Origin of the sequence: Pseudomonas sp. SMV71, assembly GCF_052042015.1 — a bacterium.
GTDB lineage: Bacteria > Pseudomonadota > Gammaproteobacteria > Pseudomonadales > Pseudomonadaceae > Aquipseudomonas.
The window spans coordinates 66,373-91,526 of sequence record NZ_JBKGGU010000018.1 but is presented as its reverse complement, the minus strand read 5'-3'; the positions used below and the strand labels follow the sequence as shown (position 1 = coordinate 91,526).

Here is a 25,154-nt window from a genome sequence, read left to right as displayed (position 1 = left end):
GCGTGTACAAGCTCTGCTTCTTCGTCCCGCCCAGCCACGTGGACGTGGTCAAAAGCGCCGTATTCGCTGCCGGTGGCGGGCGAATCGGCGACTATGACCGCTGCGCCTGGCAAGTGCTGGGTCTGGGCCAGTTTCGCCCGCTGGACGGCAGCCAGCCATTCATTGGCGAGGTGGGGCAGGTCGAGCAGGTCGAGGAATGGAAAGTGGAGCTTGTGGTTGCTGACGAGCTGATCGAGGGGGTGGTGAAGGCTTTGAAACAGAGCCATCCCTACGAGACGCCAGCCTATGAGGTGTGGCGGTTGGAGGATTTCTGATTCTCTGGCCGTTGAGATGAAAACCCGCTGATTGATTCAGCGGGTTTTTTATTGGGCGGGTTTAACAGTTTAAAACATGCCTGCCAGCGCAAGCCGATTCCCACATGGGATCTCCGGTGGGCCCGAAAACTGTGGGAGCGAGCCTGCTCGCGAAGAGGCCAGTACATCCACTTTCTATGTCAGCTGATCCACCGCTATCGCGAGCAGGCTCGCTCCCACAGAGGTTCTACCTAGCCCGTCTATTGATGCCGGTTCTCGAGGCGGCAGGCTTCTTTCTCGATGCCGATGCACTCGACCGGTTCACTGACGCCTTTTTCGAAGCGGCGTGCGTTCATCAACAGTCCGCTCTTGATACCGCCAATGAATGCGTAAGCCCCTGGACGGTTGCCGGTGTACTTACCTGACAGATCCACCGCTACGCTGTTGGGCCTGACCTCATACACCCAGCCGCCGTTTGCCGATTCCGTGACCGCCCAGATCTTGGCGTCGCTGTAGTCACGAAATGCCACGACGACCGATTGAATGGAAGCTGATTCCGGGCTGCTCGCCCAACGTAAGACCGGTGGCTGCGAATTCTTTGCCCGTAGGCCATTGGCCAGTGCATCCGCTCCTTGGACGGGATTGATCCGTGCCGAGCCGACTGCCCATAGGGATTGCTTGTTCGTTGTCCAGGCCAGACCTTCTGCCGGTTCGAGTTTGTCCCAATCAATGCGGGTCGCGGCAACCTCCTGCATCGTCTCGTGGCCGGTGGGTTCACGGTAGTTCGGGTTGGCGATGCAATCGGCGAGGTTGGTTTTTTTGCAGGCTTGCTTGATAAAGATGCCCTTGACCCCTCCCGGATAGCTGATCTCTTGCTCACCGACAATAGGCCCGCCCGATTGCTCCTGATCGATGCCATGGGGGGCCTTGAACTCGAACACCCATTCATTGGCGAAACTCTGGGCGATACGTTGATTGCGGGTGGTGCTGCTATACACCGACCGTTGGACGCCAGCGCCATGGCTGAACCAGTCATACATCCACTCGTCTTCGGGGAACGCGACGGACTTAGGCAATAACCCGTCCTGGAAAGCCTCCAGCCCCTGATTGGTGGTGTCGCCTCGATAGAGCGTGTCCATATCGGTGCGCCAGCGCAGGGAAGGTGTGGTCGCACGGATATCCACGCTCGAATCCGCCGTGACCTGAAGCCAGGCCTGGTACCAGGGCTCCTCTTTCTGCGTCGGGTCCTGGGTCGCTGCCCACGCATTTGGGCCCGCCTGCCACGCGCCTGCCAATACCACGGCGACAGCCGCCACCCGTACAAAACCTTTGCTTCTACTCATGATTAGGACACCTCAACTTGAAACGAGGGTGCCAATCGAATCACATACTTCATTACGACCTATTCTTCGAATTGACAGTTTGACTACCTGTTGCGCAGTGCGAGGGTACCGCTGGGGTACGTCTCGGTTCACTGCGTGAAGGTGAGAGTAGATGACTGCGGCGGGCTGGAAGATCTGTTTTTTGTAACAAGCTGATCGGTTGGGTACGGTCGCGAATAACCAGGTTGTGTTTATTGGTTTCAATCTGTCGGAATTATCCGTTACCTGTTATTTCTGACAGTTGTTGGGTCATGATCAATGACTTTTAATCGAGGGTTTTGTCAAGGGATGCGCGGTAGACGAACGGTGGGTTTGGGGGGTGATGTAATCAGTACCGGCCTCATCGCGGGCAGGCTCGCTCCCACACCTGGCTATGTTGATCACCACATCTGTGGGACAACACCCAGCCCTTGTGGGAGCGACCCTGCTCGCGATCAATCGGAAGATAAATACAAACGGGCCTGTAAGGCACAGGACCCGTGGCGAGGAAGCTTGCTCCCGCTTGGGCGCGCAGCGGCCCTGAAACTGACGAGGCGGCACGACGAAAACGGGAATAAACAACCAAGGGGCTGCCGCGCAGCCCGACGGGGATGAATCCCCTCGCCACAGGTGCGAAGGTCGGTCAGACGCGCCGCAGTTCCCGACAGGGTTTCAAGGTTGTCCCTCGCTGCCACTTTCTTGTTTGGCCGTGGACAGTGGTGGCGCGATTAGCACTCACCCTGGCGGACGGCCGCGGTTCTGAGATCTATCACAGGCTGGTTCACGGGGTGGCTAAGCCGGGGGGCGCATAGGTGTTACGAGTGTTCGCCATCGCCTCCAGCGCGTCACTGATGGCGCTGGCGCTATCCCCCACCAACAGATGCCAGACACCGCCTTCCAACGGACTGACCCCCTGGCAACCCAGCGCGCTGAGATCCGCTTCGCAGAGCCGACGGCCGTCACTCAGTTGCACTCGCAGCCGGGTCTGGGCGACGCACTCCAGCGCCAGCACGTTGTCTCGGCCGCCCAGGGCTTGCAGCCATTGCCCGGCCTGCTCGTTGCTGACGGTGTTCGACCGGGCCTGCGTCGGCTCGGTCACCGGTTTGTCGCTCGTAGCGGTCCCGGGCAGTGCCAGGCGGATCTCGTCGGCAATGCTGTCGGCCATGGGCCCCACCACCACTTGCAGGCTCCCACCGTTGCCGGGGCGTACCACGGCCATGGCTCCCAGGGCCTTGAGTTGACTATCGGATGCTTTGTTGCGGTCCACCATGTCCAGCCGCAGGCGGGTGGTGCAGGCGCCAACGGTGATCAGGTTGGCGGCGCCGCCGAGTGCCGCGATGTAGGCTGCGGCCCGCTGGTTGGCGGCGATCACCGGTTTGTCGGTGGTCGGGACGTCTTCACGACCGGGAGTCTTGAGGTCGAAGCGACGAATGCAGAAGTCGAACACGGTGTAGTAGACCACCGCGTAGGCCAGGCCCACGGGCACCACCAACCAACCGTTCGTCGACTTGCCCCAACCCAGGACCATGTCGATGAAGCCGCCCGAGAAGGTGAAGCCCAGGCGGATGTTCAGCCAGTCGGTGATCGCCATGGACAGCCCGGTCAGCAAGGCATGTAACAGGTACAGCAACGGCGCGAGGAACATGAAGGCGAACTCCACGGGCTCGGTAACGCCGGTAAGGAACGACGTCAGCGCCATGGACAGCAGGATCCCGCCCATGACTTTGCGCCGCTGGGGCAAGGCGTTGCGGTACATCGCCAGGCAAGCGGCCGGCAGGCCGAAGAGCATCACCGGGAACATGCCGGCCATGAACTGGCCGCCTTTGGGGTCGCCGGCAAAATATCGGCTCAGGTCGCCGGTGACCACCGCGCCGGTGTGCGGGTCGGTGAAGCTGCCGAAGATGAACCAGGCCATGTTGTTGAGAATGTGGTGCAGACCGGTGACGATCAACAGCCGGTTGAACACGCCGAACACGAAGGCGCCGATACTGCCGCTTTCCATCAGCAAGGCGCCGAAGCTGTTGATGCCGTGCTGGATCGGCGGCCAGACCAGGCCGAATACCAGCCCCAGGCCCACCGCACTGAAGCCGGTGACGATCGGCACGAAGCGCCGGCCGCCGAAGAACGCCAGGTACTCGGGCAGCTTGATGTCCTTGAAGCGGTTGTACAGTGCCCCCGCAAGCAGGCCGCTGATGATCCCCGCGAGCATGCCCATGTTGATACTGGCGTCGAGCACCTTCAGCGTGGCGATCATCACCAGGTAACCGATGGCCCCGGCCAACCCCGCCGTGCCGTTATTGTCCCGGGCAAAACCCACGGCGATGCCGATGGCGAAGATCATCGCCAGGTTGGCGAAGATCGCTTGCCCGGCATCATGGATGATGACGATGTTCAGAAGATCGGTGTCGCCCAGTCGCAGCAACAGGCCGGCAATGGGCAGGATCGCGATAGGCAGCATCAGTGCCCGGCCGAGGCGTTGCAGTCCTTCGATGAAGTGCTGGTACATGGCGGTTCTCCCTTATTGTTGTTCGAGGCACTCAGCCCATGGGCCAGTGTTGGTGGCAGGCCTGGCGCACGGCGGCGGCACTGGACAGGGTCAGCAGTTCGGCGCTCAGGCACGCGCACTTGACGGCGTCGAGCTGGCGCACACGTGCTTTGATCTCGCCGATCTGCGCCGCGCTGACCGACAGCTCCCGCACGCCCAGCCCCACGAGCACCGGTGTCGCCAGCGGGTCGGCCGCCAGGGCACCGCACACACCGATCCAGCGCCCATGCCGGGCCGCGCCGGCGCAGGCCTGGGCGATCAGCCGCAGCAATGCCGGGTGCAGGGCGTCCACACGGGGGGCGAGGCCGGCGTGGTCGCGGTCCATGGCCAGGGTGTACTGCGACAGGTCATTGGTGCCGATGGAGAGGAAGTCCGCGTGCTCGGCCAGTTGTTCGGCCAGCAGGGCCGCGGCGGGTACCTCGATCATTACCCCCAGTTGCGGTCGCTCGCTCAGGCCCAGCTCATTGGCCAACGCGTCGAGGCGCCGACGGATGTGCAGCAGTTCGTCGACTTCAGTGACCATGGGCAACAGGATCCGGCAGCGGTCCAGCGGACGGGTTTGCAGCAAGGCGCGCAATTGCTGGTCCAGCAGTTGCGGCTGCACCTGGGCCAGGCGAATACCCCGCAGGCCCAGCACTGGGTTGGCTTCGTTCGGCAGGGGCAGGTAGTCCAGTTGTTTGTCGCCGCCGACATCGATGGTGCGGATGATCACTGGCTTGTCGGCCATGGCATCGAGCACCGCTTGGTAGCGTTGGCGCTGCTCTTGCTCGTCCGGCGCGGTGTGGCGGTCCACGAAGAGAAATTCGGTGCGTAGCAGTCCCACACCGTCGGCCCCATCGGCCAGGGCCTGGGCAGCATCGGCGCTGGAAGCGACGTTGGCAGCCACTTCGATATGGATCCCGTCGATGGTTTGGGCAGGTGTGTGCGCGAGGGCATGCTGCCGAGCACGGCGTTCGGCGTGTTCGGCGTGTAACTGTCGCACCTGGGCCAGGCGCTCGGCAGTGGGGTGCAACTCGAGACGGCCTTCGTCAGCGTCCAGGACCATCGTCTGGCCTTGCTGTTCCAGCAAGGCCTCGCCCAGCGCCACGAGGCACGGCAGGCCCTTGCCTCGGGCCAGGATGGCGACGTGGGAAGTGGCGCCGCCGCCGACCATGCACACCCCAGCCACGCCTTGGGCGCACAGGTGCAGCAGGTCCGATGGGGTCAGCTCCTGGGCCGCGACGATCGCGCCCGCCGGTACGTCGAATGGCCAGGTTTGCCCCAGCAGCGCCCGCAAGACTCGCTGGCGCAGGTCACGTAGGTCATTGGTGCGCTCGGCCAGCAGCGTATTGCCCAGTTGTTGCAGCACCCGGCATTGCGCATCGATGGATTGGCTCCAGGCGTGAGTCGCAGCACTGCCCTGATCGATGCACAGGCGTGCGGCGTCCAGCAGGGCCGGGTCATCCAACAACGCCAGGTGCGCGTTGAAGATCGCTTCTTCGTCGCTGTTGCGCCGGGTTCTTGCCCTGTCAAGGGTGAGTCGGATTTCATCGCTGACCTGCGCCAGAGCCTGGTCGAGTTGTCGGCGTTGCGCCTCGACGTCGTGGCCGCCCGCGTCCTCGGGCAACACAATGCCATCCAACCGCACCAGTGGCCCGACCGCCACGCCGGGGGCGGCGCATACGCCGTGCAGCACGCCGTCTTCGGCGGGGTGGGGGTGCGGTTTGAATGCCGGCGCCGGTGCATGGGTCTCTTCGGCCAAGGCGGTGGACAAGGTCGTCAGTAACGCTTGCAACGCCGCTTCGGCATCGCTGCCTCGGCAACTGACCTGCACCTGCGCCTGTTCGGTGATCGCCAGGCCCATCATTCCCATCAGACTGTCGCAGGATGCCGACCGGCCGCCGAAATGCAGCTGCGAGCGGCTCTTGAAGCCCTGGGCGGTCTGGCGCACCCGTGCCGCCGGCCGCGCGTGCAGGCCGCCGCGATGGGCGATGCGGACCTGGCCGGAGACTTCCAGCCCGACGTCCTGATCGTTGGCCGGGGACGCGCCGGTATTCTTGGCGACGATGTGCAGCAGCGGCTCGCCGACTTTCACACCCAGGAGCGTGACGGGTCGCGCCTGGAAGTGCTCGCCGTTGGTGATGACCAACAGGCTGACCAGGCTCTTGCAGCGTCTAGCCACCTTGTCCACGTCGTAACGCAGCAATGGCTGACCGTTACTGACCCGCGCGCCTTCCTTGACCAGCATGGTAAACCCGTCGCCGCGTAGCTCGACGGTGTCCAGTCCGAGGTGCAACAGCACCTCGGCACCGTTGTCGGCGCGCAAGGTGACGGCGTGGCCCGTACGGGCGACGTGGATCACGTCGCCGTCGCAAGGCGCATAGAGGGTATCGTTCAGCGGATCGATGGCGATCCCGTCACCCAGCGCGCCGCTGGCGAACACCGCGTCCGGGACGTTGGCGAGGCTGAGCACCGGGCCGCTGAGCGGGGCGCTGAGGGTCAATTCTTTATTATTGTCAGGCATGGCTTGCTCTCATTGGGCCCGGATCACATCTGGCCTTTTCTTGGACTTGCGGTCGGTTGTCGGATCAATGCGTGCGGGTCACCTTGCTCAGGTGCCGCGGCTGGTCCGGGTCCAGGCCCCGCGCCACGGAAAGGCGCGCAGCCATTCCATAGAAACTCTGGATTGCCAGAATCGGATCCAGGGCCGGGTGTTCGGCGCAGGTCAGGGTCAGGTCGCGCTCGACGATGTCATCGGGCGCGGCCAGCAAGACCCGTGCGCCGCGCTGGCGCATGTCGGCAGCCAGGCTGAGCACGCCAGCCTGTTCGGCACCGCGAGGGGCAAATACCAGGAGCGGGTAGTGCTCATCGATCAGCGCCATAGGCCCGTGGCGCACCTCGGCGCTGCTGAAGGCTTCGGCCTGGATCGCTGAGGTTTCCTTGAATTTGAGAGCCGCTTCCTGGGCAATGGCGAAGCCGGCGCCGCGGCCGATCACCATCAACTGCCGGCAGCCGCGCAGGGCCTCGACGGCGGCGCTCCAATCCTGGCGGCTGGCATCGCGCAACCCCTCGGGAAGGGCGGTGCCGGCTTCCAGCAACTGGGCGTCCTCCTTCCACTGGGCCACTAGCCGTGCGCTGGCGCTGAGGGTGGCGATGAAACTCTTGGTGGCGGCGACGCTGCTTTCTACGCCAGCGCACAGCGGCACGCTGAATTCACAAGCGGCTTCCAAAGGCGAGTCGAGCGCGTTGACCATGGCCACGCTCAAGGCGCCGCGCTTGCGCAACAGGCGCAGACTGTTGACCAGGTCCGGGCTTTGTCCCGATTGGGAAAAACCGAACGCCACCTGGCCACTGACCTTGAGCGGCGCCTGCTGCATGGTCACCACCGACATCGGCAGCGACGCCACCGGCAGCCCGAGTTGTTGCATGGCCAGGTAGGCGAAGTAGCTGGCTGCATGATCGGAACTGCCACGGGCGACGGTCATCGCTACTTGCGGCGGCTGGCGGCGCAGGCGTCCGGCGAGCTCCTGCAGGATCGGATCCAGTTGCTGCAGCTGGCGTTCGACGGCTTTGTCAGCGGCGAGGGCTTCTTCAAGCATTTTGGAAGTCAAGGGCTTCTCCTTCGACCATCACGTCGGTCAGGGTCAGGGCACGATCAAGGCGCACGCAGTCGGCCCAGGCACCCGGTTGCAGGCGTCCACGCTCGGGCAGGCCGAGGTAGTCGGCGGGGAACTGGGACAGGCGCTGCGAGGCTTCGGCGATGGACAGGCCGATCTTCACCAGGTTGCGCAGCGCCTGGTCCATGGTCAGCGTGCTGCCGGCCAGGGTGCCATCGGCCAGCCGCACGCCACCCAGGCACTTGGTCACGGTGTGGCTGCCCAGCTTGTACTCGCCATCGGGCATGCCGGCGGCCGCGGTGGAATCGGTCACGCAGTACAGGCACGGGATCGCGCGCAGGGCCACGCGCATGGCGCCGGGGTGCACATGCAGCAGGTCCGGGATCAACTCGGCATAGCGCGCATGAGCCAGCGCCGCGCCGACGATCCCCGGCTCGCGGTGATGCAGCGGGCTCATGGCGTTATACAGATGGGTGAAACTGCTGGCCCCGGCGGCCAGCGCGGCGACGCCTTCCTCGTAACTGCCCAGGGTGTGGCCGATCTGCATGCGCACGCCTCGGGCACTGAGGGCGCGGATCAGGGCATCGTGGCCGGCGATTTCGGGAGCGACAGTGATTACCCGGATGGGGGCCAGGGCCAGATAGTCCTCTACTTCGGCGATCATCGCGGTGTGGGCGAAGTTCGGCTGAGCCCCCAGTTTGCCGGGATTGATGTACGGGCCTTCCAGATGCACGCCAAGCACTCGGGCGCTGCCGCTGCGCCGTTGTTCGCAGAACTCGCCCAAGGCTTCGAGCACGCGGCCGAGTTCATCGCTGGGCGCGGTCATGGTGGTCGCCAGCAGGGACGTCGTGCCAAAGCGCGCATGGGTACGGGCGATGGTGTCGAATGCGGCGGCGCCTTCCATGATGTCCTTGCCGCCGCCTCCATGAACATGCAGGTCGATGAAGCCGGGCAACAGGTAAGGCAGGTCATTGTCAGCCGGATCGCATGGCTGGCCTTCGACGGACACGACCTTGCCGTGGGCATGGATCAGGCGGCCGCGAACCCAGCCATGGGCGGTGAGGATGTTGTCTTCGGACATGGGCAGTCTCTGGTGTCTGGGGAGGCAGCGCGGCTAGCGCCGGAGCTCGGCGACAAAGTCGTAGTAATCGTTGCGGCAATAAGTGTCGGTGACTTCGATGGGCGTGTTGTCTTCCAGGTAGCCGACCCGTGTCATCAGCAGCATCGCGGTGCCTGGGGCGATGTCCACCAGGGCCGCGAATTCGTCCGAGGCGTTGATGGCCTGGATGTGCTGCAAGGCGCGCACCACCGGTTTGCCGATGCTGTCGAGAAACTCGTAGAGCGAGGCCCCCACCGCCTGTGGTTTGGGAACGATGCTGGCGGGCAGGGTGCTCATCTCGATGGCCATGACCGTGTCGTCGGCCTTGCGCAAGCGCTTGAGCCGCGCGACCTTGTCGGTGGGCGACAGGCCCAGGCGGATCAATTCCTCGTGGGTGGGTGGGGTGATTTCCCGTTGCAGCCACTGGGAGCCGGGCACGAACCCCTTGAGCCGCAGCATTTCGCTGAAGCTACTGAGGCGAGACAGCGGCTGTTCCAGGCGCGGAGTGATGAACGTGCCCGAGCCTTGGTGACGACGGATCAGGCCTTGTTCGAGGAGCACCTCCAATGCCTTGCGAGCGGTGACCCGGGAAATCCCCAGTCGTTCGCTCAAGCTGCGCTCGGATGGCATCGCCTGCTCGGCTTTCCATTGGCCGGCATGAATAGCCGCTTCCAGGTTACGGGCCAGTTGCAAGTACAGCGGTGTGGGCTGGGTGTCGTCAGGGCGCAAGGCCAGGATGTCATGCATAAGGTGTCCGATGCGGTTGTAGGATTGTTTTCGCCCGGTGAGTGAAGCGGAAATTAATACCACTTGAATACCACGTCAATGCTGGTTTTTCGCGTTACCTTGACATTCAGGGACTGCTTCAAAGTGATGGAGATAAAGTGGTATTAGTGCGATGCGTTTCGCAGGCAGGGAATCCAGCAAAGCGTGGGGATTGAAAGGCGAAGTGGTATTGGCCGGCAGGGATGCCGGTTGCTTTTGGCGCTTTGTTTATTTTTTTGCGGCGACTGATCGCACGTAGGGTGGGAGCGAGCCTGCTCGCGATAGCGGTGGCGCAGCTAGCATCGATTCTGGCTGTGGCGTGGTTTTCGCGAGCAGGCTCGCTCCCACACCCGACTGCCGCCAGGACTGTTCCACGTTCCGCTTCAGGCGATGAAGCGCAGCGCTATGGCCGGATCTCGATCATCGTCCCGTCCGGCACCAGGTTCCACACTTCACGCATGTCGACATTGCGCATGGCGATGCAGCCGTCGGTCCAGTCCAGCGTGTGGAACAGCTCTTCGGGATTTTCCTCGGTGTCCGGGGTGCCGTGGATCATGATCATGCTCCCCGGTTCCACGCCTTCACGCCGGGCGCGGGCGGCGTCGCTGATGTTGGGGTAGGAGATGTGCATCGACAGGTAGAAGCGGTCGCTGGTCTTGCGCCAGTCGATCCAGTAGAAGCCTTCGGGGGTGCGCTTGTCGCCCTGGATCAGCTTAGGGCCCTTCTTGGCGCCTTTGCCCAGGGAAATACGGTAGGTCTTGAGCGGTTTGCCGTCGTTGATCAATTGCAATTGATGGGCGGACTTGAGCACCAGCACTTTTTCGATGACCTTGCCGTCATAGGTGCCCAACGCAGAGGCCTGGGACACAGCGGTGAACGACAAGCAGAACAGCACAAGCAACCAACGCATTGAAACGATATCCCTGGTAGTGTCGCGGCTAAATGGTTTTCAGGAGTTGGCGGGCTGTGCCAGCGGTGGGATCGACTCGGATCGCACCGGGTACGCCTCGGCTCGCCGATCGGCGAAGAAGTATTCCAGGGTGCGGCCCACCGTGCGAAAGGCCAGTTCATCCCAGGGTATATCGGCTTCTTCGAACAGTTTGACCTCAAGGCTTTCTGTCCCGGCGGCAAAGTCTTCATCCACCAGCTCGGCACGGAAGAATACATGCACCTGGCTGATGTGCGGTACGTCGATCAGCGTATAGATGCTCAAGTTGCGCACCCGTGCACAGGCTTCCTCGGCGGTTTCGCGTACGGCGGCCTGTTCGACGGTCTCCCCGTTCTCCATGAAGCCCGCCGGCAAGGTCCAGTAGCCGCGCCGTGGCTCGATGGCGCGCCGGCACAGCAGGACTTTGCTGCCCCAGGTCGGCACGCAGCCGGCCACGATGTTCGGGTTCTGGTAATGAATGGTGTGGCAGGCGTCGCAGACAAAGCGCAGGCGCGAGTCGCCTTCGGGTATGCGTTGGGTCACCGGGTTACCGCACTGGCTGCAGAATTTCATGCTTGGATTCCTGAATGCTGCGCCTATCTTGGCGTGGGCGGGCCGGTGCGGCAAGTTGTCGTTTCGCGACACGACGCGGTACGGGGGTTGGGCCGCTTGAATGATTGGTGCATGATGCAAGGTAGCGAATAAATCGAGAAGTCTCATGCTGGACGAGCTACTGCATCGAGTAAGCAACCATACCCCGCAGGATTTGCAGGCCGACCGACGTTTCCCCGAAGCCGCGGTGCTGGTGCCGATTACCCGCAGTGAAGAACCGGAACTGGTATTGACCCTGCGCGCCAGTGGGCTCTCGACCCACGGCGGCGAAGTGGCGTTCCCCGGTGGGCGCCGTGACCCGGAGGACCCGGACCTGGTTTTCACCGCCCTGCGCGAAGCCGAGGAAGAAATCGGCCTGCCGCCGGGCCTGGTGGAAGTGATCGGCCCCCTCAGTCCGTTGATTTCCCTGCATGGCATCAAGGTCACGCCGTACGTCGGGGTGATTCCCGACTACGTCGAATACCAGGCCAACGATGCCGAAATCGCCGCAGTGTTCAGCGTGCCGCTGGAGTTTTTCCGCAAGGATCCCCGCGAACACACGCATCGCATCGATTACCAGGGTCGCAGCTGGTACGTGCCCAGTTATCGTTTCGGCGAATACAAGATCTGGGGCCTGACGGCGATCATGATCGTCGAACTGGTCAACCTGCTGTTCGACGCCGGTATCGACCTGCACAAACCGCCCAGAACCTTCATCCATACCTGAAGCCCGAGGATCATCATGAAATACCGCCTGGGCGATGCCCGTGTCGAAACCCACCCACACAGCTGGGTCGCGCCCAACGCGACGCTGGTGGGCAAGGTCCGTCTCGAAGAAGGGGCTAACGTCTGGTTCAACGCGGTGTTGCGCGGTGACAACGAGCTGATCCTGATCGGCAAGAACAGCAACGTGCAGGACGGCACGGTGATGCACACCGACATGGGGTATCCGCTGACCATCGGCACCGGCGTGACCATCGGCCACAACGCCATGCTTCACGGCTGCACGGTAGGCGACTACAGCCTCATCGGCATCAATGCGGTGATCCTCAACGGCGCGAAGATCGGCAAGAACTGCATCATCGGCGCCAACTCGCTCATCGGCGAAGGCAAGGAAATTCCCGACGGTTCCCTGGTGATGGGTTCGCCGGGCAAGGTGGTTCGTGAGCTGACCGAGGCGCAGAAGAAGATGCTCGAAGCCAGCGCCGCCCACTACGTCCACAACGCCCAGCGCTATGCCCGCGACCTGGTCGAGCAAGAGCCATGAACCCACCCGAACGTCCGGTCCCGTCGCCCTGCGTGAGCATCTGCGCGCTGGACGATGATGATATCTGCACTGGTTGCCAGCGGACCGTGGCGGAGATCACTCGCTGGAGCCGGATGGATAATGACGAACGACGCAGCGTCCTGGCGTTGTGTCATGAGCGGGCGAAGGCCAGTGGTTTGGTGTGGATGTTGCCTGCACGATCCTGAATGTGAATACAGCCCCCTGTGGCGAGGGAGCTTGCTCCCGCTGGGCCGCGCAGCGGCCCCAACACAGTCGGCTCAATCTGCCTGACTCACCGGGGTGGTCCATTTCAGGGCTGCTTCGCACTGGAACGCCAGCCCGGCCCAGCGGGAGCAAGCTCCCTCGCCACAAAAGCGAGTTCACTTGGGTTCAGCACGACGTCCCATCCACCGATCCAACCCCACCACCCCCAGCGCAATCACCACAAACCCTGCCAGTATCCCCCCGGCATTGATGAACACCTGTGGATAACCCAGCTTTGTCACGTCGATGAACGGGTAGGGGTAGGTTGCCAGCGAATTTCCCCGCAGCAGGAGATAGGCGAAATACACCACCGGATAAATCATCCACAGGCCGACATGGCCCAAGCGCAGGCTGCCCTTGGGCACCCAGCGCCACCAATAGACGACGTACAACACTGGCACCACGTCGTGCAGCAGCTCGTCGGCCACGAACTGCGAGCCCTCGGGTTGCCAGAGGTGGCGCAGCAGCAGGTTGTAGGCCAGGCTGACCAGGGCGATGCTGACGGCGATGCCGCTGCGTACGCTCGGCAGCAGGAACCAGCGGCGCACGGCGCAAGGGCGCTCAGTCAGCTCCCAGGTCAGCACCACCGCCACCAGGATGTTGGTCAGCACCGTGAAGAAGCTGAAGGTGTTCACCAGCCCGCCCAGCAGGCTCGCGCCCAATTCCCAGCGAACGAGCAGGATCAGGTACAACTGGATGCTCAACCCCACCCAGCCCAGCAGCGCGGTCACCGACACGAAACGCTGGCGCAGCGTGAGGCGACGACCCGGATTGATCATCACGGCTCAGACCGGACGCTTGGTTCGCATCAACTTGATGTACAGGCGCTCGACTTTCTCCCGTGCCCAAGGCGTCTTGCGCAGGAAGGTCAGGCTCGACTTGATGCTCGGGTCGCTTTTAAAACAGCGGATATCGATGCGCTCGGCCAGCCCCGACCATTCGTAATGCTGCACCAGGGCATTGAGGATCTGCTCCAGCGTCACGCCGTGCAGTGGGTTGTTGTTCGGTTCGGTCATGGCGGGCCTTTGCGCGAGGAAAGTGTAAAACCGCGCACCTTAGCCGAGGTGCCGTCAACGGGAAAGCATAGTTGCGTCTTTGAGTGGTCGCGCTAGCTGCACACTGTTACTGAAACCGAAATGATCCATGTCAAGAAAAGACCTTTCTCTATCTGTAACAGGACATTATCCTTGCGCCGTTGCTGAAACGGTTCTTGCCGCATGCCAGAGCTGTTGCGCTCAGCCAATCCTGATTAAAGACCGAAGAACGCCTCCTGAATGCTCCATGTTCAGCCTTTGCAAGATAGCGCTGTCTGGGGTAGGGAAAACCTGTGGGAGCGAGCGTGCTCGCGATGGCGGCGTAACAGCCAACCTTGTGTCTGAATGTGCTGACGCCATCGCGAGCAGGCTCGCTCCCACAGGAATTGCAGTCACTCAATCGCTTTCAACTGAACCAAGCCCCCAAAGGATCGTCATCTACAGTGACACCTTGCGCGGGACTCCTTAAAACCTCACGGAGAATCACACTATGAGCACTGAGGGTGCTTTGAGTCGAAGCCGTCTGCTACCGAGTCTGCTCGGCATTCTGCTTCTATTGATGGGCCTGGCCCTGCTGGTCGGGGGGATCAAGCTGAGCACGCTCGGCGGCTCGCTGTATTACTTGCTGGCCGGTATCGGTCTGGCCGTGACCGGCGTACTGCTGATCATGGCCCGTCGCGCAGCCTTGGGCCTGTACGCACTGGTGCTGTTCGCCAGTACCGTGTGGGCATTGTGGGAAGTGGGCCTGGACTGGTGGCAACTGGTGCCGCGCCTGGCGATGCTGTTTGCCTTGGGCATCGTCCTGTTGCTGCCATGGTTCCGTCGTCCGCTGCTGACCGCCGACGCCTCGCCGATGGGCACCCGCGCCCTGAGCGCCGCCGTGATCATCGCCGGTATCGCCGCGCTGGCCAGCCAGTTCACCAACCCCGGTGAAATCAAAGGGCAACTGGATCGTGACAGCGTGCCGGGCATGACCAACACCGCCCCGGCAATGCCGGATGGCGACTGGAATTCCTACGGCCGCAGTGCCCATGGCGATCGTTATTCGCCGCTGGCACAGATTACCCCCCAGAACGTCAGCAAGCTGGAGCAAGCCTGGAGCTACCGCACCGGCGACCTGCCGGGGCCAGGCGATCCGGGCGAGACCACGGCGGAAAACACCCCGCTGAAGGTCAACGGCATGCTCTATGTGTGCACGCCTCACAGCCAGGTGATTGCGCTGGAACCGGAAACCGGCAACGAAATCTGGCGTTTCGATCCGAAGCTGTCTACCCAGAAGGCAGAAAACTTCAAGGGCTGGGCCCACATGACCTGCCGAGGTGTGAGCTATCACGATGACGCCGTGTACGCTTCGGCCGAGCAGAGCCCGACCGGTACCGCCAGCACCACGCCGGCCAGCACCGTTTGCCCACGGCGGATCTTCCTGCCGACCGCCGACACCCGTCTGATCGCCCTCAATGCCGACACCGGCAAGATGTGCGAAGACTTCGGCGACAAGGGCCAGGTCGATCTGAGCGCCAATATCGGCGGCTTCAACGCGGGCGGTTACTACTCCACCTCGCCACCGGCTGTCACCCAGAACCTGGTGGTGATCGGCGGCCACGTCACCGACAACGTCTCTACCGATGAACCCAGCGGCGTGATCCGCGCTTACGACGTGCACACCGGCAAGCTGGTGTGGAACTGGGACAGCGGCAACCCGGACGACACCACGCCGATTGCCGAAGGCCAGACCTACACCCGCAACTCGCCGAACATGTGGTCCATGTTCAGCGTCGATGAAAAACTCGGCATGCTCTACCTGCCGATGGGCAACCAGACCCCCGATCAGTTCGGCGGCAATCGCACGCCGGAGTCGGAAAAATATTCCGCCGGCCTGACCGCCCTGGACATCGCCACCGGCAAGGTACGCTGGTACTTCCAGTTCACCCACCATGACCTGTGGGATATGGACGTCGGCGGTCAACCGACCCTGATGGACATGAAGACCGCCGATGGCGTCAAACCGGCCGTGCTGGCTTCGACCAAGCAGGGCAGCATCTACGTGCTGGACCGCAGCAACGGCCAGCCGATCATTCCCATCAAGGAAATCCCGGTGCCGCAAGGCGCGGTGGAAGGCGACCATACGTCGCCGACGCAACCGATGTCCGACCTGAACTTCGTGCCGCCGGTCCTCCAGGAACGCGACATGTGGGGCGTGACCCCGTTCGACCAGATGTTGTGCCGGATCGACTTCAAGTCGCTGCGTTATGAAGGCATGTTCACGCCGCCGTCGCTGCAAGGCTCGATCGTTTACCCAGGTAACTTCGGCGTGTTCGACTGGGGCGGCATCTCGGTCGATCCGGTGCGCCAGATCGCGTTCGTCAACCCGAGCTACATGGCGTTCAAGTCGAAACTGGTACCGGCTGCGGAAGTCGCTGGCGGCCCGGGTCGCAAGAGCGAGACCGAAGGCGTGCAGCCGAACAAGGGCGCGCCGTATGGCGTGATCCTCGAAGCGCTGCTCTCGCCAATGGGCCTGCCGTGCCAGGCACCGGCCTGGGGTTACGTGGCGGCTGTGGACCTGACCAACCACAAGACCCTGTGGAAGCACAAGAACGGCACCGTGCGTGACAGCTCGCCGGTTCCGATCCCGCTGAGCATGGGTGTGCCGAGCCTGGGCGGTACGTTCACCACCGCCGGTGGCGTGGCGTTCCTGAGCGGCACTCTCGACCAGTACCTGCGCGCCTACGATGTGAAAAACGGCAAGCAACTCTGGGAAGGCCGCCTGCCAGCCGGCGCCCAGACCACGCCGATGACCTACACCGGCAAGGACGGCAAGCAGTACGTGCTGGTCGTTGCAGGGGGGCATGGTTCTCTGGGGACGAAGCAGGGTGACTATGTGATTGCCTACAAACTGCCGGATTAAGCAAACCGGCGCTCATGAAAAAGGCGACACCTTTGCGGGTGTCGCCTTTTTTGTAGCTGGGTTAAAGCCCCGGCTGGTGTAGCAGATGTTTTATTGTTGCACAAACGCTTCTGTGGCGAGGGAGCTTGCTCCCGCTGGACGCGCCAGCGTCCCCTGCGATGTGGTGCCCAGACACAGGGGGCTGCTTCGCACCCCAGCGGGAGCAAGCTCCCTCGCCACGGGACTGTGTACGGTTTTACAGTTCGATCTTCACCGCCTGGGATGCGCGGGTCGCCTTGGCACGGGCGGCTTCGATGGACTCGTCGCGGGCCAGGGCCACGCCCAGGCGACGCTGGCCGTTGACTTCCGGTTTGCCGAACAGGCGCAGGGCGGTGTCCGGTTCGCTCAGGGCAGCGCCCAGGTTGGCGAACGCGGTCTGGGTCGATTGGCCTTCCACCAGAATTACCGCCGAGGCCGAAGGGCCGAACTGGCGAATCAGCGGGATCGGCAGGCCGAGGATTGCCCGGGCGTGCAGGGCGAACTGCGACAGGTCCTGGGAAATCAGTGTCACCAGGCCGGTGTCATGTGGGCGTGGCGAGACTTCGCTGAACCACACCTGATCGCCCTTGATGAACAGCTCGACACCGAACATCCCGCGACCGCCCAAGGCCTCGGTCACGGCCTTGGCGACGCGCTCGGACTCAGCCAGGGCCGCCGGGCTCATGGCCTGGGGCTGCCAGGACTCCTGATAATCGCCTTTTTCCTGACGATGGCCGACCGGTGCGCAGAAGGTGGTGCCGCCGGCATGACGCACGGTGAGCAGAGTGATTTCGTAGTCGAAGTCGATGAACCCCTCGATGATCACCCGACCCTTGCCGGCCCGGCCGCCTTCCTGGGCATAGTCCCAGGCTTTCTGCACGTCATCGGCACTGCGCAGCAGGCTCTGGCCCTTGCCCGAGGAACTCATGACCGGCTTGACCACGCAGGGGAAACCCAGGGTTTCGACGGCCTTGCGGTAATCCTCTACGGTGTCGGCGAAGAAGTACGGCGAGGTCGGCAGGCCCAGCTCTTCGGCGGCCAGGCGACGGATGCCTTCGCGGTTCATGGTCAACTGCGCGGCGCGGGCGGTAGGAATCACGGTGAAACCTTCGGCTTCCAGTTCCACCAGGGTCGCGGTGGCGATGGCTTCGATTTCCGGCACGATGAAGTGCGGCTTCTCGGCTTCGATCACCGCACGCAGGGCGGCGCCGTCGAGCATGTTGATCACGTGGCTGCGATGGGCCACTTGCATGGCCGGCGCGTTGGCGTAGCGATCCACGGCAATCACTTCGACACCCAGGCGCTGCAGTTCGATTACCACTTCCTTGCCCAGCTCGCCGCTGCCACACAGCAATACGCGGGTCGCGGTGGGCGACAATGGGGTTCCGATACGGGTCATCTGAAGGTCCTCAAACAGGAGCGGATCATCGAGGGTTGCACGCCGGGCGAGCTTCCCATGGGGAGAAAACGCGGCATTTTACATGAACCGCCGGGTTTGGCTTCAATTGGCCATGACCTGCCGACGTAAGCGCCAGGCCATGATCAGCCAGACAGCCGTGACCCCGGCGAATTTCGAGGCCAGGGCGGTGGTCACTACGCCGGGCGTCAGGGCGTCGATCAGGCCGAAGAAAATGAAGGTGTCCAGGGGGATGCTCAGGGCCGAGCTGATCCAGAGCCGGTCATGCAACGGACGCTTGGTAATGGTGAACACCAACCAGTCGATGCACTCCGATACCGCGAACGCCGTGGCACTGGCCAGGGCGATGGTCGGATCCGAGGTGACGTAGGACAACACCAGCGCTGCCAGCATCGCGACGATGGCGCCATGACCGAAGCGGGTCTGCACCATGTCCCGCAGGATGAACACCAGCCCACCCCAGGCCGACCAGATGATGTCCAGGTGCGGCGCGGCGGAGAAGGCGTAGTTGATCAGCACGACGCTGGCGATGTAGGCGGTCAGGAAAAGCATTGAGTACCTGGTTCGGCAATATTCGAACGCAAATGATAACCCCTGTGGGAGCAAAGCTTGCTCGCGATAGCGGCTTATCGGCCAACGCACATATCGACTGACTTGCCCCTGTGGCGAGGGAGCTTGCTCCCGCTGGGTCGCGCAGCGGCCCCAAAGAGCCTGCGAGCGCTACGCACTCGAGCGGGAGCAAGCTCCCTCGCCACGGGTAAGTGTTCAGTCTGTAGTGGGTTCATGGCTCGTCACTACCCTCTGCCTTCCAATAACCCACCGCCTTCACAAACGCCTGATCCAGCCCTTTCTCCTCCAGCAGTACCTTGCGAATCTGCCGCGACACTCTGCTTTCGGTCGCGACCCAGGCGTAGAGCTTGCCGCCCGGCATGTCCAGATGTTGCACGGTGGTGAGCAGGCTGTCCTGGCGGCCTTCGCGCAGCACCCAGATCACGTGCACCTGCGCCGGGCTCTGGAGGAGCTGCTGCTCGGCGCCGTTCGCCACTTCCACCACCACCAGCGCCCGCCGGTTCGGCGCCAGGCCTTCGAGGCGGCGAGCGATGGCGGGCAGGGCGGTTTCGTCGCCGATCAGCAGGTAGCTGTCGAAGATGTCCGGCACGATCATCGAGCCGCGAGGCCCGCCGATGTTCAGGTATTGTCCGGGCCGGGCCTGGGCTGCCCAGGTGGCGGCCGGTCCGTCGCCGTGGAGCACGAAGTCCAGGTCCAGCTCCAAGGTTTGCAGGTCATAGCGGCGCGGAGTGTAGTCGCGCATCGCCGGCAATGGTCCCTGGTCCTTGCCGGCACTGGGGTCGAAGGATTCCAGCGCGGCGTGTTCCTCGGCGTTCTGAGGAAAGAACACCTTTACATGATCATCCGTGCCCAGGCTGACGAACCCCGCCAGTTCCGGCCCGCCCACGGTGATACGGCGCATGCGCGGGGTCAGGTCGATCACTCGCAATACTTGCAGGCGTCGGCGCTTGATTGGGTGATTGACGCGGTGAATGGTGTTTGGATCGATTTCAGTCATGGCTTGACTCCGATTCAGAAGGACGGGCGGGGCCGTCGACGATGGCTTTGACGGTGTCGTTCAGCAGAGCGCGTACCCGCAGGATTTCTTCCGGGCTCCAGCGGCCTTGATGCTTCTGCAAGGCCTGGCGAAGGTGGCCCTCCGCCTCATGGATGTCCGCCGGCCGATCCTGGTCGCGCAGGGTGCGCTTGCTGGTCTCGATGCGCATGCGCACGGCATCCAGCGCTTCGGCCTGGTCTTGCAGGAATAGACGTCCGGCATCGGTCGCGCTGTAGCATTTTTTTCCACCCTCGGCGTCGCCGCTGATCATCTTACCCATTTCAAGCTGGGTCAGGGTCGGGTAGATCACACCCGGGCTGGGGGTATAGGCGCCGTCGAACATGGACTCGATCTGGCGGATCAGCTCGTAGCCGTGGCGGGGCTTCTCGGCAATCAGCGCCAGCAGCAACAATTTCAGGTCGCCGGCAGCGAAGACCCGGGGGCCGCGGCCGCCGCGCTCGCGACCGGGAGGGCGCCGGTCGAAGCCATCGCGGTGACCGGGTTCTGGAGTGGTAGGGGAATAAAGGACTGTCATCTATCTGCTCTCTGTTCTGCATAAATAGAACTGAGATATATCTTTGACTTCAGATATATCTTCGCCTATATAGATATATCTTGTGTAAGCGATATATCTTAGTTTGTTCCTACAACAAATGAAATATGACCATAGCGCAGTCCCTTATGTTTGCGGGACGAAACCGGATGGGCGTAAGGGTATTTCAACCGCAACTAGCGGGATTGTGGGAAGTCTCTTACATTAAAAGTTACGGTTTATCAAAAATCGCGGATTTTTCGCAGTTCCGCGTGCGCGATTTACTACAAGTACAGGTGAACTTTCCTGCTTATTTTTAATTAAAGAGCGACGATCATGCAGCGGCGTTGAGGGGGCACGCCAAGTTGTATTGGGCCTGCCACTTCAACCCTTCTCTCTTTATTGCTATGAACAGGTGTTAACCCATGCTCATGAAAATCGTAACCGCCGCTTCCCTGACCGCTGCGGCCCTGAGTTCTTCGCTGGCGTTCGCGGCTGACGAGGCGCACTCGTCCATCCACATCACTGCGAACATCCCGAGCCAGCAGTTCCATGTGCAGCCAACTAACGCCGATTGGGGTAAGGATGAAACCATGACCTACAACACGGTCAGCGGCACCCTGACTTCGCTGCGTCAGACCTACAACGTGAAAAACACCGAAGGTTCGGTCAATGCCTACATCGAAGGCGGCCCGGCTTCGCTGTACAACGGCCGCGATGCGATCGCCCTGACCACGGCCTTCAACGGCGTCACTCTGACCGCCATGCCCCAGGAAGTGGTCGACGACGCCACCTCCACTCCGGGCACCCAGGCCGACATGACCATCACCCCGGCCAAGCCGCTGGCAACCCAGAACGGCCTGTACACCGCCGACATGACCGTCATCTTCGACGCCGTGCCGCGCCCGTAAGGCCGTTCGCCGCCCGGTGACGCTCACCTCGTCACCGGGCAGCAGCAGGTCGACCGGTTCTCCCCGGCCGGTCGGCCTGAATCCGAAACACCCCGAAAGCTCGCTGATCATGAGAGTCCGTTGATGTTACCGATGACACCCATCGCGGGTGCGCTCGCGCTGTTGTTGTGCGCGAATGCATTGGCCGCGCCGACTGCCCCCGGTACCACGCCGAGTAGCCTGCTGGGTCAGGCCAAGGGCCTGCCGGCGGAATTTGAAGCGCACTTCTTCGATGTACCACTGGCTGTTCGTATCGAGCTCAATCAGCAGTACCTCGGTGAAGCCATGGTGGTCTTGACGCGGGATGATCGCATTACCCTGCTTGAATTCACCGACACCCATGACAGCACGATCAAGGCCGTCGAGCGGGACCAGTGGGAGCAGACACTCAAGCAGGGACAGGCGTTAGGCGCCTGTGAACGGAGTTGCACCGCCGGGCTGCTTGCCGTGCACTACAGCCTGGAAAACTCCCTGGTTTCGATCCTCACCCGAGATGTGGAGCGCGGCACCGAACCCTTGCGTTATCACGATCAACCCCAGGACGGCAGCCTGGGCCTGATCTTCAATAACCAACTCAATCTCAACGGTGGCCAGGAGCAGGACACAGGTGGGCGCTATGGCCTCAACGCCATTTCCAGCGTGGGCAACTGGAGCCAGTCCCTGGACCTTCAGCTCTCGCGCCTGGGCGGACCGGACGACAAGCTCTACCACGCCGTCCATGAACTCTTTACCCAACGCGAACTGGAAGGCAATTTCCTGCGCCTGGGGTATTTCACCCCCAGCTCCGATGGCTTGAACCGACAGATCCGCTCGTTCGGTGCCAACCCTGACACTGCGTTGGGCGTGATGTACGGCAGTTCCGACAGCCTGGTGATCGACAATCCGAAACCCAGCGTCTACCCCATTTATGTCACCGCCAGCCGCCAGGCGTCGGTGGAAATTTATCGCAACGGCCTGTTGATCAACACCCAGGCCGTCAGCGCCGGCTTGCAGAGCCTGGACACCCGCCCATTGCCCGGCGGCATCTATGAAGTGGAAGTGCGTCTGATCGAAGACGGGCAAACCACCGCCACCAGCCAGGAACTGGTCTACAAGCCGAACAACTGGAGCAGCACCGAGGAACGCTGGCGCTATAACCTGTTCGCTGGCCGCGAAACCCGGCTCTGGAGCAACTGGGAAGACCAGCCCTCGGGGTTCACGACCGCGGGGGTTGGCGTCAACTACCTGCTGCATCCGCGGGTGATCCTTGGCGGCTCCACGCGCCAGGTGCAGGACAAGCTGCAGGTCGGCACGTCGATCGACTGGACCCTGGCCTCCCACACCAACCTGTACGCCAACGTCTACCACACCGAACAGTACGGCAACGGCATGGACGTGCAGGCCCTGTACAGCTACGGCCAGGGCAGCGTCGTCGCCAGCCACAACCGCAGTTGGCTGGATACCCGCAACACCTACGAGACCCTGCCGGATGGTACTCGCATTCGCCAGCGCAACGTGTTCGTCGGCCAGACCAGCAACTCGTCGCTGTCGGTCAACCATCGCCTGAGCAACAAGTCGTCGATCAACGGCCGGCTGGCCTACAGCGAGGGCAACGTCGAGGGCCTGGGCCTGGACCTGGGCTGGACCCAGCGCGGCAAGCTGCGCGGCAGCGACGCCAACTGGCGCCTGTCGGTGTTCGACCGCCCCGGCACGTCAAGCACCAATGACCAGCGCAACCGCGGCGTGGACTTGAGCGTCAGCGTTGCCCTGGGCGGACCGGGTGAATACTGGTCGGGCAGCATCGGCACCCGCACTTCCCGCGAAGGCGACCGGGACAACAATGCCTCGCTGACCTACCGCCGGGACCTTGAGGATCATGTCCTGCAAAACGTGTCTGCCACGGCGTTGGTCGACACTTATGGCGTGGGCCTGTCCAGCATGGCCAGCTTCAGCACCGAATCGCTCTACGGCGACGGCTTCCTCCAGCGCTCGTCCTATAACGACAACCTCACCGGCGGCCTGAACCTGAGCAGCACCGTGGCGGTCGGCGGCCAGAAAGCCGCCTTCACCGGCCTGCCGCATGGCCGCGGCGCGGGGATGATCGTCGACGTGGAAACCGACCTGGATGACATCGTCCTGCGCGCCGACGACTTGACCGGCGGCACCACTACCTTGCATCCGGGCCGCAACTTCGTGCCGATCACCGCCTACCGCAACAGCATGGTGACCTTCGATTTCGAGGGCGTGCACCCACCGGCGGCGAACATCGAGCCGGCACGCACCCGCTATCACTTGAACAAGGGTGGCGTGGACTACCGCAAGATCAGCGTGATGAAAACCGTGACCGTGCTTGGGCGCCTGCTGGACCCGCAGGGCGAACCGCTCAAGGGGCATCACGTGATCAACCACGCCAGCCGCGGCGTCAGCGAGGCGGACGGGTTCTTCTCCATGGAGATGAATGCTGCCTCGCCGACCCTGGAAGTGCGTTATGGCGACGAGCTGTTCTGCCGCTTCCGCCTCGACCCGGAAACCGCTACCAACGAAGGCGATGTGCTGATGATCGGCGACCTGCGCTGCACGCCGGACAGCCTGGCCGACAGCTCGCTGGCTGCGGCCCACGAGGGCCGGCAGCGCTCCTGAGTTCTCATATGGCGCGGGGAGCAGGGCGCTCCCCGCCAGAGGATTCTTCCCACAACTTGCAGGGATTCGCGTTGATGTATGAGGTTGTATAGATGAAACCCTTATCGGTAGCCGCGCGCAGCCTGGTTTCAGTGTTGTTGTTTGCTTGCGTGCCCGTTGCCAATGCCGTGAGCCGAGATATTACTGCGATATTCAGGCCTGACTCTTCGAAACCTCAGGAAAATACCTTTCTCAACACCACGCCTGTCAGTGGTTACTGTGCAAGTCATCCACAGGATTGTGGGACCGCCAGGATGTTCAGCATTCGGTTGCCCCTGACCGCCAACTCCACCGCTCCTATTCAAGCCAATCATGGAGATGTTCGCCGAGGTGCAATGTTCAAAGTGCCCACCAACTGGCGTTCAGCACAGGTCACTCATGCCGCTACGGGCGAAACTGAAGTCGTTGAAGTGCGCTTTTCCGGTTTTGGCTCGAAATATCGAATTCCTGGGGGCGTCATCGATTTGGTCGGTGGGGGCGTGATCGCTCGCGACGCTCATAGAAAGTTATGGAATGGTTCAAGCTGGGTCAACGCACCGACACCCTGCCGCTACAGTGGTGTGGGCTACCTGACCCCCAGTGACTACGAGTTTTTCTGGAAGACGCCGGTGGGGGGTGTGTGTGCCAAGAAAGCGCTTTATACGATTCCGTCCATGAACTACGCCCACCTGGATTTTGCCTATGAATTGCGCACCCCGAACCCGTTGAAGATGTCATCCGGTCGATACACGGGGACGCTGACCTATACCGTTGGACCGGGGCAGGACCTCGATCTGGGCGATGTCATGATTCCCAATGATTCGACGATCACACTCAATTTGAAGCTCGACGTCGAGCACACCCTCAAGGTCGAAGTCCCCCCCGGCGGCAATCGCGTCGAGCTGGTACCTCAGGAAGGTTGGCAATCCTGGCTCAACAGCGGGCGCAAGCCCACGCGGCTGTTTCGCGATCAACGTTTCCATATTTCCGCTTCTTCGCGCTTCAAGATGGCGCTCGAATGCCAATACCTCAGCGGCAACACCTGCGCGATCTCCGAAACCGACACCGGCCACACCGTGCCGGTGGACGTCAGCGTGACCTTGCCCGACGGCTTGACCGACGGCGCCGGGCAACCGGTCAACCGTCGACCATTGCTGCGCGACGGCAGTGGTACCGAGTTGTTCCAGCCGGGCCTGTATGTCGACCGCAGATCGGGGATGCTGCACTTCGAGGTGGCTCGAAGCGGCGTTGAAGAAATGCTCGACACCGGCGCCAAAGCCTACACCGGCAACGTCACGGTGATCTGGGATTCGGAAGTTTAAGGGCACGGATTGGCCTGCCTGAGC

General features: G+C 62.5%; 22 protein-coding genes. 8 read left to right on the top strand and 14 right to left on the bottom strand.

The genetic code is table 11. The features are described 5' to 3' along the window. Window positions 1-2 precede the first annotated feature (2 nt). Window positions 3-314: an NGG1p interacting factor NIF3 gene (locus tag ACLEJQ_RS19100; RefSeq protein ID WP_440797437.1), complete on the top strand. Its 312-nt coding sequence runs from the start codon at window positions 3-5 to the stop codon at window positions 312-314. A gap of 239 nt (window positions 315-553) precedes the next feature. On the opposite strand, the gene ACLEJQ_RS19095 is transcribed toward ACLEJQ_RS19100, so the two are convergent. The 8 genes from ACLEJQ_RS19095 to ACLEJQ_RS19060 form a co-directional block, all read right to left on the bottom strand. Then, on the bottom strand, window positions 554-1,636 hold the full coding sequence (locus ACLEJQ_RS19095; RefSeq protein WP_440797435.1) for a scabin-related ADP-ribosyltransferase: 1,083 nt from the start codon (window positions 1,634-1,636) through the stop codon (window positions 554-556). Window positions 1,637-2,435: 799 nt separating this feature from the next. Beyond that, a complete protein-coding gene (gene nagE / locus ACLEJQ_RS19090) occupies window positions 2,436-4,160 on the bottom strand; it encodes an N-acetylglucosamine-specific PTS transporter subunit IIBC (protein ID WP_440797434.1) in 1,725 nt (574 codons plus the stop codon). Window positions 4,161-4,191: 31 nt separating this feature from the next. Then, a complete protein-coding gene (gene ptsP / locus ACLEJQ_RS19085; RefSeq protein WP_440797432.1) occupies window positions 4,192-6,702 on the bottom strand; it encodes a phosphoenolpyruvate--protein phosphotransferase in 2,511 nt (836 codons plus the stop codon). 64 nt (window positions 6,703-6,766) lie between these two features. Continuing rightward, the gene (locus ACLEJQ_RS19080) at window positions 6,767-7,789 is read right to left on the bottom strand and encodes an SIS domain-containing protein (RefSeq protein ID WP_440797430.1); all 1,023 of its coding nucleotides are present in this window, start codon (window positions 7,787-7,789) and stop codon (window positions 6,767-6,769) included. Further along, window positions 7,770-8,876, bottom strand: coding sequence for an N-acetylglucosamine-6-phosphate deacetylase (nagA, locus tag ACLEJQ_RS19075; RefSeq protein ID WP_440797428.1), 1,107 nt, complete (start codon window positions 8,874-8,876; stop codon window positions 7,770-7,772). Before nagA ends, ACLEJQ_RS19080 begins: the two co-directional genes overlap by 20 nt. A gap of 33 nt (window positions 8,877-8,909) precedes the next feature. Continuing rightward, complete coding sequence (locus ACLEJQ_RS19070; protein WP_440797426.1) at window positions 8,910-9,641, bottom strand: GntR family transcriptional regulator; 732 nt, start codon at window positions 9,639-9,641, stop codon at window positions 8,910-8,912. A 421-nt stretch (window positions 9,642-10,062) separates the two neighbouring features. After that, window positions 10,063-10,569: a L,D-transpeptidase family protein gene (locus ACLEJQ_RS19065; protein ID WP_440797424.1), complete on the bottom strand. Its 507-nt coding sequence runs from the start codon at window positions 10,567-10,569 to the stop codon at window positions 10,063-10,065. Between the two features lie 39 nt (window positions 10,570-10,608). Further along, complete coding sequence (locus tag ACLEJQ_RS19060) at window positions 10,609-11,160, bottom strand: NUDIX hydrolase (RefSeq protein WP_440797422.1); 552 nt, start codon at window positions 11,158-11,160, stop codon at window positions 10,609-10,611. Window positions 11,161-11,305: 145 nt separating this feature from the next. Here ACLEJQ_RS19060 and ACLEJQ_RS19055 point away from each other — a divergent pair, with 145 nt between their 5' ends. The 3 genes from ACLEJQ_RS19055 to ACLEJQ_RS19045 are packed head-to-tail and all read left to right on the top strand — an operon-like array spanning window position 11,306 to window position 12,651. Next, window positions 11,306-11,905 carry a CoA pyrophosphatase gene (locus ACLEJQ_RS19055; RefSeq protein WP_440797420.1) on the top strand — a complete coding sequence of 200 codons (600 nt, stop codon included), beginning with the start codon at window positions 11,306-11,308 and terminating at the stop codon, window positions 11,903-11,905. 15 nt (window positions 11,906-11,920) lie between these two features. Continuing rightward, complete coding sequence (locus tag ACLEJQ_RS19050) at window positions 11,921-12,445, top strand: gamma carbonic anhydrase family protein (protein ID WP_440797418.1); 525 nt, start codon at window positions 11,921-11,923, stop codon at window positions 12,443-12,445. Next, window positions 12,442-12,651 carry a DUF1289 domain-containing protein gene (locus tag ACLEJQ_RS19045; RefSeq protein WP_440797417.1) on the top strand — a complete coding sequence of 70 codons (210 nt, stop codon included), beginning with the start codon at window positions 12,442-12,444 and terminating at the stop codon, window positions 12,649-12,651. The genes ACLEJQ_RS19050 and ACLEJQ_RS19045 overlap by 4 nt, the downstream gene beginning before the upstream one ends. A gap of 174 nt (window positions 12,652-12,825) precedes the next feature. On the opposite strand, the gene ACLEJQ_RS19040 is transcribed toward ACLEJQ_RS19045, so the two are convergent. Both ACLEJQ_RS19040 and ACLEJQ_RS19035 read right to left on the bottom strand, forming a co-directional pair. Then, a complete protein-coding gene (locus ACLEJQ_RS19040; protein WP_440797484.1) occupies window positions 12,826-13,488 on the bottom strand; it encodes a Pr6Pr family membrane protein in 663 nt (220 codons plus the stop codon). Window positions 13,489-13,494: 6 nt separating this feature from the next. Continuing rightward, window positions 13,495-13,725 carry a VF530 family DNA-binding protein gene (locus ACLEJQ_RS19035; RefSeq protein ID WP_003205228.1) on the bottom strand — a complete coding sequence of 77 codons (231 nt, stop codon included), beginning with the start codon at window positions 13,723-13,725 and terminating at the stop codon, window positions 13,495-13,497. A gap of 508 nt (window positions 13,726-14,233) precedes the next feature. On the opposite strand from ACLEJQ_RS19035, the gene ACLEJQ_RS19030 reads away from it, so the two are divergent. Beyond that, complete coding sequence (locus ACLEJQ_RS19030) at window positions 14,234-16,648, top strand: glucose/quinate/shikimate family membrane-bound PQQ-dependent dehydrogenase (RefSeq protein ID WP_440797414.1); 2,415 nt, start codon at window positions 14,234-14,236, stop codon at window positions 16,646-16,648. A gap of 235 nt (window positions 16,649-16,883) precedes the next feature. Here ACLEJQ_RS19030 and purT read toward each other — a convergent pair whose 3' ends face one another. From purT to ACLEJQ_RS19010, 4 genes are all read right to left on the bottom strand, one after another. Beyond that, the gene (gene purT / locus ACLEJQ_RS19025) at window positions 16,884-18,065 is read right to left on the bottom strand and encodes a formate-dependent phosphoribosylglycinamide formyltransferase (protein WP_440797412.1); all 1,182 of its coding nucleotides are present in this window, start codon (window positions 18,063-18,065) and stop codon (window positions 16,884-16,886) included. A 102-nt stretch (window positions 18,066-18,167) separates the two neighbouring features. Then, window positions 18,168-18,635, bottom strand: coding sequence for a preQ0 transporter (locus tag ACLEJQ_RS19020; protein WP_440797410.1), 468 nt, complete (start codon window positions 18,633-18,635; stop codon window positions 18,168-18,170). A 229-nt stretch (window positions 18,636-18,864) separates the two neighbouring features. Then, window positions 18,865-19,650, bottom strand: coding sequence for a siderophore-interacting protein (locus ACLEJQ_RS19015; protein ID WP_440797408.1), 786 nt, complete (start codon window positions 19,648-19,650; stop codon window positions 18,865-18,867). Beyond that, complete coding sequence (locus ACLEJQ_RS19010; protein WP_440797406.1) at window positions 19,643-20,224, bottom strand: PadR family transcriptional regulator; 582 nt, start codon at window positions 20,222-20,224, stop codon at window positions 19,643-19,645. Before ACLEJQ_RS19010 ends, ACLEJQ_RS19015 begins: the two co-directional genes overlap by 8 nt. 422 nt (window positions 20,225-20,646) lie before the next feature. Between ACLEJQ_RS19010 and ACLEJQ_RS19005 the strand changes: the two genes are divergently transcribed. The 3 genes from ACLEJQ_RS19005 (at window position 20,647) to ACLEJQ_RS18995 (ending at window position 25,130) form a co-directional block, all read left to right on the top strand. Beyond that, window positions 20,647-21,132, top strand: a complete 486-nt coding sequence (locus ACLEJQ_RS19005; protein WP_440797404.1) for a CS1 type fimbrial major subunit — start codon at window positions 20,647-20,649, stop codon at window positions 21,130-21,132. Between the two features lie 123 nt (window positions 21,133-21,255). After that, complete coding sequence (locus ACLEJQ_RS19000; protein WP_440797402.1) at window positions 21,256-23,790, top strand: CS1-pili formation C-terminal domain-containing protein; 2,535 nt, start codon at window positions 21,256-21,258, stop codon at window positions 23,788-23,790. 92 nt (window positions 23,791-23,882) lie between these two features. Then, window positions 23,883-25,130 (top strand): hypothetical protein, encoded by a 1,248-nt coding sequence (locus tag ACLEJQ_RS18995; protein ID WP_440797400.1) that lies wholly within the window; start codon window positions 23,883-23,885, stop codon window positions 25,128-25,130. Window positions 25,131-25,154: the final 24 nt, after the last annotated feature.